Below are 11,189 nucleotides of genomic sequence, written 5' to 3' on the forward strand. Positions count from 1 at the left end.
GCGGCGCTCGGCGGGCGCACCGCCCCGCACCCGGCGGCGCATCCGCCGGGCGTGCCCCCGACCCCGGACGCGCGGCGGCGCCTGTCGCCGACCCGCCCGGTGATGGGTGGCGAGACGGCGGCCACGCGGCGGCATTTCCACCTGTCGGGCGGCGCCGCGCTGCGCGCCATGTGGCAGGAGGCGCGCGGCGCCTCCGATGACGGCCTCGCTCCGTTCCTCGCCCTGTGGGTGCTGTCGCTGTCGGCGACCACCGCCGTGTCGGTGCTGCTGGCCGTCGCCATGGTGCGCGAATACGCCATGCCGGCGGTGCTGCCCTCCATCGCCTATGCCGGCGGCCTCGGGCTCAGCCTGCCGCTCTACCGCATCGCCGCCCGGTGGGAGGCACGACGCTCGGCCGCCACCGTGCTGCGCACCGGCCTCGGCCTGCGCATCGTCATCCTCGCGACCATGACCGGCGCGGCGCTGGCCGGACGCGTCTGGGCCGCCTGGGTGGTGATGGCGGCCTTCGCGGTGATGCAGCTTACGTGGCCGCTGCTGGCGGTCGCGGCCAACACCCTCGCCGTCACCCTCAATCCCGCGCGACGGGGCGAGGGCGTGGGGCTGCTCAACGCGGCGACCGCGGCGGCGGGCACGGTCGGCGTCGCCATCGGCGGCCTGATCACGCAGCGGGCCGGCTACGGCGCGCTCTGCGCCGTCGCGACGGTCGCCGTCGCGGCCGCGGCCTTCCTCGCCATGCGGCGCGACTTCACGCCGCGTCCGATGCCCGCCACGCCCGCCGCGCCGGACCCCGCATGATCCGCCACGCGCGCAGCATCGGCGTCGTCGCCGCCGGGGTGACGACCTTCCTCAACCTCTATTCCGTGCAGGCGGTGCTGCCGCTGATCGCGAGCGAGTTTCACGTCACCCTGCCCGCGACCGGCTGGACCATCACCGCGAGCCTGATCGCGGTCGCGGGGGTCGCCCCGTTCGTCGGCTCCGTCTCCGACATGCTGGGCCGCAAGCGGCTGATCGTCGCCGCCGCCGCCGCCCTGGTGGTGCCGACGCTGATGGCGGGCCTCGCCCCCACGCTCGCCTCGCTCGTCGTGTGGCGCTTCCTGCAGGGGCTGCTGCTGCCCTTCATCTTCGCCGTCACCGTCGCCTATATCGGCGACGAGGTGTCGGGCGCGGATGCGATCCGCCTCACCGGCCTGTATTCCATGGGCTCGATCAGCGGCGGCTTCCTCGGCCGGCTGATCGCGGGGAACGTCGCCGAGCACGCGGGCTGGCGTGCGTCGTTCCTCGTGCTCGCGGGGCTGACGGTGATCGGCGCCGCCCTGCTCGCCTTCGTGCTGCCGGGCGAGCGGCGCTTCACGCCGGTGCGCGGCCTGCGCTCCTCCGTCGCCTCGTTCGGCGAGCATCTGGGCAACCGGCGGCTGGTCGGCACCTTCGCGGTCGGCTTCGCGGTGCTGTTCTCGATCGTCGCCGCCTTCACCTACGGCAACTTCATGCTCGCCGCCCCGCCCTACAGCCTCGGGCCGGCGGCCCTCGGCGCGGTGTTCGTGGTCTATCTGCTCGGCCTCGTGACCACGCCGGTCGCGACGCGGCTCGCGGTAGTCATCGGCAGGCGCGGCACCTGCGCGCTTGCCGCCCTGCTGGGTTGCGCGGGCATGGCGCTGACGCTCGCGCCCAACCTGTTCGTCATCGTGGCCGGCCTCGGCGTGCTCGCGGGCGCGGTGTTCGTCGAACAGGCGCTGTCGCTCGGCTTCATCGCGGCGGCGGCACGGCGGGCGAAATCGACCGCGGTCGGGCTGTACGTGACCAGCTACTACGTCGGCGGCAGCCTTGGCGGCATCCTGCCGGGCTTCCTGTGGCACCGGTTCGGCTGGCCCGGCTGCGCCGCGCTGACGGTTGCCGTGCAACTGATCGTCATGGCGATCGCCGCCGTCTCGTGGCGCGAGCCGCGCGGCGCCGTCGTCGTCGTGACGCCGCCGGACGGGTTGCCGACCGCGCCCGCCGTCCCCATGGTTGCGGGGACACCATCCCCCCCGCCGCCCGTCCCCCCGCATCCAAAGACGCAGCCGCAAGGAGCAGCGCCCCCATGAACGCACCCGTGGACGCGACCTCGCTCGCCCTGTCCCGCTTCGCCGTCGGCCAGCCCGTGCCGCGCAAGGAAGACCCGACCCTGCTGCGCGGTCAGGGCCGCTACACCGACGACCAGCACGTGCCGGGCGAGGTCCACGCCGTCATGGTGCGCAGCCGGATCGCGCACGGCATCCTGCGCGGCATCGACACGGACGCCGCGCGCGCCATGCCGGGCGTGCTCGCCGTCGTCACGGTCGCCGACCTCGATGCCGCCGGCATCAACGACCTGCCGGTGACGATGTCGTTCAAGAACCGCGACGGCTCGGACATGACGCCGCTGCGCCAGCCGCCGCTCGCGCGCGGGCGTGTCCGCTTCGTGGGCGAGCCCGTCGCCGTCGTGGTGGCCGAGACGGCGGCACAGGCGCGCGACGCGGCGGAGGCGATCGCCCCCGACATCGACCCGCTGCCCGCCGTCACGCTGGCCTCCGACGCCGCCGCCCCCGGCGCGCCGCAGCTCCACGACGCGCTGCCCGGCAACGTCGCGTTCGACTATCATTTCGGCGACACGGCGGCGACCGACGCGGCCTTCGCCCGCGCGGCCCACGTCACCCGCCTGTCGATCCGCAACAGCCGCGTCGCCGTCTGCGCCATGGAGCCGCGCGCCGCCATCGCGTCGTTTGAACCCGATGGCGAACGCTACGTCCTGCGCGTCGGCAGTCAGGGCGTGTTCGGCCTGCGCGGCCTGATGGCGCAGGTGATGGGCGTGCCGGTGGAGCGCATGCGCATCCTCACCGGCAATGTCGGCGGCAGCTTCGGCATGAAGGCCGGCGCCTATCCCGAATACGTGCCCCTGCTGCACGCCGCCCGCGCCCTCGGCCGCCCCGTGCGCTGGACCGACGAGCGGTCGGAGAGCTTTTTATCCGACAATCACGGCCGCGACCACGAGATGCTGGCCGAACTCGCGCTCGACGCGGACGGGCATTTCCTCGCCTGGCGCCTCACCGGCGTCGGCAATGTCGGCGCCTATATGGGCTTCGCCGCCGTGCTGCCGGCGACGATCAACTCGGCCAAGAACATGGTCGGCGTCTATGCGACACCCGCGATCGACGTGGCGACGCGCTGCATCGTCACCAACACCACGCCCGTCGGCCCCTATCGCGGCGCCGGCCGGCCGGAGGGCAACTACTACATCGAACGCCTGATCGACACCGCGGCGGCGGAGATGGGCATCGACCGCGTGGAGCTGCGCCGGCGCAACCACATCACGCCCGAGGCGATGCCCTACCGCGCGCCGTCCAACCTCGACTACGACAGCGGCGACTTCCCCGCCGTGCTCGACCACGCGCTCGCCGCCGCCGACTGGGACGGCTTTGCGGCCCGCCGCGCAGAGAGCCGCGCGCGCGGGCGCCTGCGCGGGCGCGGCATCGGCCAGTTCCTGGAAATCACCGCGCCGCCGATGAACGAGATGGGCGGCATCCGCTTCGAGGATGACGGCCGCGTGACCATCATCACCGGCACGCTCGACTACGGCCAGGGCCACGCCTCGCCGTTCGCACAGATCCTCGCCTCCCGCCTCGGCATCCCGTTCGAGCGCATCACCCTGCTGCAGGGCGACAGCGACGAGCTGATCGCCGGCGGCGGCACCGGCGGGTCGAAGTCGCTGATGGCGAGCGGGGCGGCGATCAGCGAGGCCGCCGATCTGGTGATCGAACGCGGCCGCCGCCTCGCCGCCCACCTGCTGGAAGCGGCCGAGGCGGATATCGAGTTCGCGGTGGACGACACCGACGGCGGCGCCTTCCGCATCGTCGGCACCGACCGGCGCATCGGCATCATGGACCTTGCCGACCGGCTGCGCGAGGGCGCGGATCTGCCCGACGGCCTGGAAGCGAGCCTCGACGTGCGCCACGTCCACAAGGGCGCGCCCTCCGCCTTCCCCAACGGCTGCCACGTGGCCGAGGTGGAGGTCGATCCCGACACCGGCGAGGTGTTCGTCGTGCGCTACACCGCGGTCAACGATTTCGGCGTGGTGGTCAACCCGCTGATCGTCGCGGGCCAGGCGCATGGCGGCATCGTGCAGGGCATCGGCCAGGCGCTCGGCGAGGCGATGGTCTATGACGGCGACGGCCAGCTCGTGACCGGCTCCTACATGGACTACGCCCTGCCGCGCGCGACCAGCGCCCCGAGCTTCGCCCTCGACAGCCACCCGGTCCCCGCGCGCACCAACCTGCTCGGCGCCAAGGGCTGCGGCGAGGCCGGCTGCGCGGGCTCGCTGCCCGCCGTGATGAACGCCCTGGTGGACGCGCTGCGCGAACGCGGCATCGCGCATATCGACATGCCCGCGACGCCCGCGCGCGTGTGGGAGGCGTTGCAGGCGGCGGCCGCATAGGCCGCGGCGCGGACGCGCGCGGTCACGTCCTTGAAGCGTGTCGCCCCGGGCGGTATCGTCTGATACCGCCCCGTCGCGGCACGCCGGCGAGTCTGAAAACAGACCGCGCAACATGGAGGACGCCCATCATGTATCGCCTGCTCGTCATGTATCATCAGCCCGCCGACACCGCCGCCTTCGACAAGCATTATTACAACGTCCACCTGCCGCTCGCCGCGAAGATCCCGAACACGCGCACGCTTTCGGTCAGCAAGACCGGCCTCGACAAGCTGACGAACAACGACAACTACTACCTCATCGCGCAGATGGAGTGGGACTCCAAGGACGCGATGACCAAGGCGCTGCAGACGCCGGAAGGCATCGCCTCGCACGACGATTTCGTCGCCTTCGCCGGCGACCGGGTGACCATGATCGGCTACGAGGTGAGCGCGGTCGAGCCCGGGTCCGGCGCATGAATGTCCTGATCACTGGCGGGACCAAGGGGATCGGCCGCGCGACCGCCGAGCATTTCGCCGCGCGCGGCGGTCATGTCTTTCTCAACTATGCCCACGACGACGCGGCCGGCCGCGTCGCCCTCGCGGCGGTCAATGACGCGGGCGGCACCGGACATCTGATCAAGGCCGATATCGGCGCATCGGCCGAGGTCGCGCGCATGGCCGGGATGATCGCATCGACGGTCGATCACCTCGACCTGATATTCCACTGCGCGCTCGGAACCGTGCAGGGCAAGGCGCTCGACGTTTCGATGGCGGACTGGAACCGCGCGGTGCAGGTCAGCACCCTGTCGGTGATCGACATCGTCCGCGAATGCCTGCCCCTGCTGAAGCGCGGGTCCACCGTCCTCGGCATATCGAGCAAGGGGGCGACGCACGCCGTGCCCAACTATGCCGCCGTCGGCGCGCCCAAGGCGTTCACGGAATCGCTGTTCCGCTATCTCGCCGTCGAACTGGCGCCGCGCGGCATCCGGGCGAACGTCATCGCCGCGGGTCCGGTCGATACCGAGGCCTTCCGATCGATGTTCCCCGACGGCGCCGCCGAACAGCGGCTCGCCGCGGCGGCAAAGGCCAACCCGAGTGGACGCGGCCTGGAAATCGCCGACATCGTGTCGGTCATCGACTTCCTCGCCAGCCCCGGCGCGCAGATGCTGCAGGGCCGCGTCATCTTCGTGGACGGCGGCCTGTATTTGCAATGACGCCTGCCCGCCCCTCGCGCGGCGGGCACGTCCCTACCCCTCACCCGCCTCCCCCTGCGCCGCGAGCGACCCGGCGGCGGTCGGGCCGCCTTTTGAGAATCCATTCGAATCCCACGGCGATCATCGCGCCGACCAGCGGACCCACGACATAGATCCACGTCGTGGACAGGTCGCCACGCAGCAGATCGGGCGCGAATGACCGCACCGGGTTCATCGACGCGCCGCTGATCGGCGCCGCCCACAGCCCCGCCAGCACGATGTAGCCGCCGACCGCGAGCGCGCCGTTGGAGCCGATGTTGCGCGCGCCCGACGCGGTGCCCAGGATGGTGCTGACCAGCCCCGTCGTCAGCAGCACCTCCATGATCAGCGCGCTGACATCGCTCACCGCCGGGCCCGGCACGGTCGCGCCCAGGAATCCCGGCGTGCCGAACATCGCGCGCAGAAACCCCGCCGCCGCGACCCCGCCCGCGATCTGCGCCGCGATGTAGCCGGGCACGCGCCCCCACGGGAAGTTCCGCCGCACCGCGAAGGCCAGCGTCACCGCCGGATTGAGATGCGCGCCCCCGACCGCGCCCATGAAGTAGATGACCGCCATCACCATCAGGCCCGGCGCCGTGACCTGCATGGCGAGCGTGACCGCCCCGCCGCTGCGCGCGCCCACGACCCCCGCGCCGGCGGCGACCACCACCAGCAGGAACGTGCCCCACGCCTCGGAGAACAGCCGCCGCCACTCATGGACCGGTGCCAGGAAGTCCGGCGCGGCGGCGCCGCGCATCATCCGCTGTTCGGCAGGCAATCCGGCCGGCCGCGCCGCGCCGCGTTCCCCCTCGGTCATGCGATCAGACGATCTTGCAGGGAATCATGGCATCCTCGTCGAACGTGTAGACGGCGCACATCCGGTGATAGCCGTCCGCGATGACCAGCCGCCCGCGACGATCGTCGCGGTACAGCAGCACGGGTGACAGGCTTTCCTTGCGGATGATACGGACCCTGTCGCTGTCCACGTGGCTGTCGGTCGGCCCGAGCAGCGGCAGGCCCGAGGCGCGGAAGATGTCCTTGGCCGCGAAGGCACGCATCTCGGCGCGCTCCATCTCGCGCACCGCCGCCTCCGCCGTCGCCTCGTCCAATGTCAGGCTCAGATAGGATTTCGCCGCCGGATAGTCATGCTTCTGCGGCTGGTCGAGCCATTTCACCTTCATCGTCCGCTCCTTGCGCGATGTGCCGAGGATACGGCGCGCATCAAGGTTCGGCGCGTTGCCCTCCGCTGTCCACACCGGGGTATGCCCGCCGCCCACCCGAAGCCATGCCCGCCCCGCCCCGGGGCGGGCACGTCGCCTCAGTTGAACAGGAACCCGCGATACCCCTCCGTCCGCACGGCGTCGAGCTGTTGGCGATAGGCGCCGATGCCGGCCATGTAGAACATCACCTTGTTCTTCTTGCCGGGGATGTTGGCGCCGAAGATCCACGAGTCCACCTTGGGAAACAGCGTCATCGCCGCGATCTCCTCGCAGGTGCGCGTCCACCCCTCCTCCGCCTCGCGCGATGGCTCCAGCGTCGCCGCCCCCGATTGTTCGGCATGGCCGATCGCGTCGGTGATCCATTCCACCTGCGATTCGATGCTCGGCGGCAGGTTGGTGAACGGGCCGTTCGGTCCGAGGATCATGAACATGTTCGGAAACCCGTGCGCCGACAGGCCGAGATAGCTGCGCGGACCCGCGTCCCACCATTCGTCGATGTGCCGCCCGCCGCGCCCGCGCAGATCCATCGACCGGTAATTGCCGTCCACCGCGTCGAACCCCGTCGCGAACACCAGCACGTCGAGCGCGTGCTCCATCCCGTCCGCCGTGCGTACCCCGGCCGGCGTGATCGTCTCGATCGGCGTCTCTTCCAATGCCACCAGCGTCACGTTGTCGCGGTTGAACGTCTCGTAATATCCCTCATTGCACAGCGGCCGCTTGGCATACAGGCCGGACGGCGTCAGCTTGCGCGCCGTCTCCGGGTCGTGGACGATTTCGCGGATCTTCGAGCGGATGAACGCCGCCGCCGCCGCGTTCGCCTCCGGGTCGGTGGCGATGTCGCAGAACGTGCCGAACATGAAGCGGAAGCCGTTACCCTTGTCCCAGTTCTCCTGGAACACGCGCTGCCGCTCCTCCTCCGACACGCTCATTGCCGCGACGCCGCTTTCCTGGAAACCGAAGCCGACCACCGATCCGCGCACCTGCTGCCAGATCGCGTCGAAGTCGCGCTTGACCGCGGCGACCTCATCCGCCGCGACCGGGCCGTTGCCGGACGGCACGCAGTACTGCGGCGAACGCTGGAACACGGTCAGATGCCCGGCCATCTTCGCGGCGGCGACGATGAACTGCGTGCCGGTGGAGCCGGTGCCGATCACGCCCACCCGCTTGCCGGTGATGTCGAGATCGTGCGGCCACGCATTGGTGTGCACCAGCGTGCCGGCGAAGCTGTCGCGCCCGGGAATGTCGGGCATGTTGGTCTTCGCGAGCAGCCCCAGCGCCGTCACCAGATAGCGGCTGGTGAACGCCTCGCCACGGCTGGTGCGCACCTGCCAGAGGTTGCCCGCCTCGTCGAACACCGCGCCCGTCACCTCGGTATTGAGCTGGATGTCGCGGCGCAGGTCGAAGCGGTCGACGACGTGGTTGAGGTATTTCTCGACGTCAGGCTGGTCGAGATACCGCGTCGTCCAGTCCCATTCCTGCAACAGGTCGCGGTCGAAGGAATAGCGATAGACGAATCCCTCGGTGTCGGACTTGGCACCCGGATAGCGGTTGAAATACCAGGTGCCGCCGACGCCGCCACCCTTTTCGAACCCGCGCACGCGCAGGCCGAGCTCGTTGCGCAGCTTGTGCAGCATGTAGATGCCGCCAAAGCCGGCGCCGATGACGATGGCATCGAAATCGGCATCCGTGCGGCCGCCATTCCTGCCGGACGCCTCGTTGAAGTCGTTCATGGCGTGCTCCCTGATCAGAGGTTTTTGTACCAGGCGGCGATGCGGCGCAGCTCGTCATCCGCCTCCGGCGCGCGGCCGGCGAGCGAGGTGAAGACGTGCTGCATGCCGGGCACCACCGACAGCACGCTGCGCACGCCCTGCGCCGTCGCCCTGGCATGCAGCGCCTCGGAATCGCTCAACAGCGTCTCCGCCCCGCCGGCGGCGATATAGAGTGGCGGAAAGCCCTTGAAGTCGTTCTCCAGCGGGTTCGCCAGCGGATCGCGCGCGTCCGCGCGGCCGCCGAGGAACATGCCGGCCATCGCCTCGAGAATGCCGCGGCTGACCAGCGCATCCGTCGCCGCGTTGCTCTCCAGCGTGGCACCGCGCAGCGCCATGTCGAGCCAGGGCGAGAAGGCGATCACGCTGCCCGGCAGCGGCAGCCGCAGGTCGCGCAGCTTGAGCACCACCGCGACCGCGAGATTGCCGCCCGCGCTGTCGCCCGCTGTCGAGATCTTCGCGGCCGCGAAGCCCTTATCCAGCAGCGCCTTGTACGCCGCGACGGCATCCTCGATCTGCGCCGGGAACGGATGCTCGGGCGCGCGCCGGTAATGCAGCACGGCCGCCGTGACGCCGAGCGCCTTCGCCAGATGCCCGGCAAGCTTGCGGTGACTGTCGGCGGAACCCACCGCGAAGCCGCCGCCATGCGTGTACAGGATGACGCGCGACGTATCCGCGCCCACCGGCAGCGCCCAGATCGTCTCGATCCCGCCGAGATGATCGCTGCGGTAACAAACGCCCTCCGGCTCCAGCGCCGCCTGCCCCCATTCGTCGAACATGCTGCGCAGATTGGCGATCGACAGGTTCGGATCGGCCGCCATGCGGTCGCTCCAATCTTGATACAGCGCGCGCAGATAGTCGGCTTGCCGGCTCGTGTTCACGTGGCGTCCTCCCCTGGTTGTTCCCGGATGGGAGGCTAGCGGCATGATACCCGCCGGTATTGGACCGGCTTGCGCGGCTGCGTTGGACGTTCCTGCGGCACGGCTCCGCCGCGACCGTCAGGCGCCGTTGCGCGCCGCGTTGGGCGTGACGCCGCGCACGCGGCGGAACACGCGGCTCAGATGGCTCTGGTCGGTGAAGCCGCATTCGGCGGCGACCAGCTTCAACGGCATGCGGCCGTCCTTCAGCAGACGCTCCGCCCGTTCGACGCGCCGCGCGACGACATGGCTGTGCGGCGCCATGCCGAACTCGGCCTTGAACCGGCGCGCGAAATGATAGCTGCTCAGCCCGGCCAGCGCCGCCAGGTCATCGAGCGTGATGGTCTGCGCGAGGTTGGCCTCGATGTAGTCGATGATCGCGCGCCGCAGCCCCGGGCTGAACGCGCCCGGCCTATGCTCCCGGAACGCCACGTCCGCGTAGTGACGCAGGAGATGGATCGCGAGCTGCGTGCGGATCGCATCGACATACAGCCGCTCGCCCAGGCCGGTCCCATCCAGCTCGCGCTCCAGCGCGTGCAGATGCAGCGGGATGACCGTGTCCTCCGCCCGCACCCGGTCCTCGATGCGCACGCGGTCGAACGCCCGGTCGAACACCTGATTCGCCGTGCGCTCGATCGTCTCGTGCGTGACATAGATATGCTTGACGTGGATCGGCCCGTCCCAGCGCCAGACCGACTGCTCGGCCCGCGTCAGCAGCGAGATCACGCCCCGTTCGACGATGCCGCTCTGCCACGGGCCGCCGCTGCTGCGCTGCATGGTCGCGCGCGGCCCCTCGTAGATCACGATCATGTAGTCGCGCATCAGCGGAATGCGCGATTCCTGATCCGGATAGCGGTATCCCTTGAGCGTCAGCCCGTCCCAGCCGAGATGCGCGCTGTCCACGACCTTCTCGCCCGGTATCCAGTGCGGAATCAGATCCGGCGGCACCAGCACGGCCATTGCGTGTCCCCCTGCGACGGCACGGACCTCTGGCGGGCCGTTTCCCCTGCACGACGTGCGTCCCAGGGTAGTATGTTTGCCACCGAAAATTAAGCGCCGTCGCCCGGCGCGGCCGCCGCCGCGCCGCGCCCAGGCCGCGCCCAGGCCACGACGACGACGTTTTTCGTTGCCTCGTCGGCGCCTTACGGAACATAACGCGAACATGCATTACGACGACATCGACCGCCTGGAACGGCAAAAACGGCGGGAAGACCGGGCGGCGCGGCTGCGGGCGGAGCAGATGGAGATGCTGCTGGCCTCGGCCCGCACGCTCATCCCCGATCACGGCATCGCCGTGCCGCTGGCGCGCGTCGCCGTTCACGCCGGCGTGCCGCGCCGGGTGGCGGCGGCGCTGGTCAGCACCACGGTCGATCTTGCCGTGGCCCTTGTCTGCACGTCGCTGCGCGCGCTCATCGACACGACGGCCCCGTGCGCGTCGGACACGCCGGCCGAGTATGCGGCCCGCCTCGTGCGCGCCGTCCATGGCGACGCGCCGGCCCACCGCATCCATTGGGCGCTCACCTGCGGCCTTCCCGGCTGGCAGCGGGCCGAGGTGGACGCGGCGGCGGATTTCCTCGCCCTCGCCCTCGGGGCGACGCTGTTCGAACTGCGGGCGGGGCCGGGCCTCTA

11 protein-coding genes are annotated in these 11,189 nt (G+C 70.7%); 6 read left to right on the forward strand and 5 right to left on the reverse strand.

Going from position 1 to position 11,189, the window contains the following annotated elements:
- From B8460_RS21710 to B8460_RS06680, 5 genes are all read left to right on the forward strand, one after another.
- The coding region (locus B8460_RS21710) for a hypothetical protein (protein ID WP_048860801.1) at window positions 1–795 on the forward strand (795 nt) is incomplete at its 5' end.
- Window positions 792–2,081: an MFS transporter gene (locus tag B8460_RS06665; RefSeq protein ID WP_048860802.1), complete on the forward strand. Its 1,290-nt coding sequence runs from the start codon at window positions 792–794 to the stop codon at window positions 2,079–2,081. The genes B8460_RS21710 and B8460_RS06665, both read left to right, overlap by 4 nt.
- Entirely contained in the window at window positions 2,078–4,447 is a 2,370-nt protein-coding gene (locus tag B8460_RS06670) for a xanthine dehydrogenase family protein molybdopterin-binding subunit (RefSeq protein ID WP_048860803.1), read from the forward strand. The genes B8460_RS06665 and B8460_RS06670 overlap by 4 nt, the downstream gene beginning before the upstream one ends.
- Before the next feature lie 128 nt (window positions 4,448–4,575).
- Window positions 4,576–4,902: an EthD family reductase gene (locus B8460_RS06675; protein ID WP_048860804.1), complete on the forward strand. Its 327-nt coding sequence runs from the start codon at window positions 4,576–4,578 to the stop codon at window positions 4,900–4,902.
- Window positions 4,899–5,639: an SDR family oxidoreductase gene (locus B8460_RS06680; RefSeq protein ID WP_048860805.1), complete on the forward strand. Its 741-nt coding sequence runs from the start codon at window positions 4,899–4,901 to the stop codon at window positions 5,637–5,639. Before B8460_RS06675 ends, B8460_RS06680 begins: the two co-directional genes overlap by 4 nt.
- Window positions 5,640–5,679: 40 nt before the next feature.
- On the opposite strand, the gene B8460_RS06685 is transcribed toward B8460_RS06680, so the two are convergent.
- The 5 genes from B8460_RS06685 to B8460_RS06705 form a co-directional block, all read right to left on the reverse strand.
- A complete protein-coding gene (locus tag B8460_RS06685) occupies window positions 5,680–6,474 on the reverse strand; it encodes an MIP/aquaporin family protein (protein WP_199445570.1) in 795 nt (264 codons plus the stop codon).
- A 4-nt stretch (window positions 6,475–6,478) separates the two neighbouring features.
- Window positions 6,479–6,913: a hypothetical protein gene (locus B8460_RS06690; protein WP_199445571.1), complete on the reverse strand. Its 435-nt coding sequence runs from the start codon at window positions 6,911–6,913 to the stop codon at window positions 6,479–6,481.
- Between the two features lie 62 nt (window positions 6,914–6,975).
- On the reverse strand, window positions 6,976–8,607 hold the full coding sequence (locus B8460_RS06695) for a flavin-containing monooxygenase (protein WP_048860806.1): 1,632 nt from the start codon (window positions 8,605–8,607) through the stop codon (window positions 6,976–6,978).
- Between the two features lie 14 nt (window positions 8,608–8,621).
- Entirely contained in the window at window positions 8,622–9,524 is a 903-nt protein-coding gene (locus B8460_RS06700) for an alpha/beta hydrolase (RefSeq protein ID WP_148360416.1), read from the reverse strand.
- 117 nt (window positions 9,525–9,641) lie between these two features.
- Window positions 9,642–10,520 (reverse strand): AraC family transcriptional regulator, encoded by an 879-nt coding sequence (locus B8460_RS06705; RefSeq protein ID WP_048860808.1) that lies wholly within the window; start codon window positions 10,518–10,520, stop codon window positions 9,642–9,644.
- Window positions 10,521–10,722: 202 nt separating this feature from the next.
- Between B8460_RS06705 and B8460_RS06710 the strand changes: the two genes are divergently transcribed.
- Window positions 10,723–11,189 (forward strand): hypothetical protein (locus B8460_RS06710; RefSeq protein WP_048860809.1); only part of this gene is annotated, 467 nt, incomplete at its 3' end.

Source organism: Acidisphaera rubrifaciens HS-AP3, assembly GCF_000964365.1.
GTDB classification, from domain to species: Bacteria; Pseudomonadota; Alphaproteobacteria; order Acetobacterales; family Acetobacteraceae; genus Acidisphaera; species Acidisphaera rubrifaciens.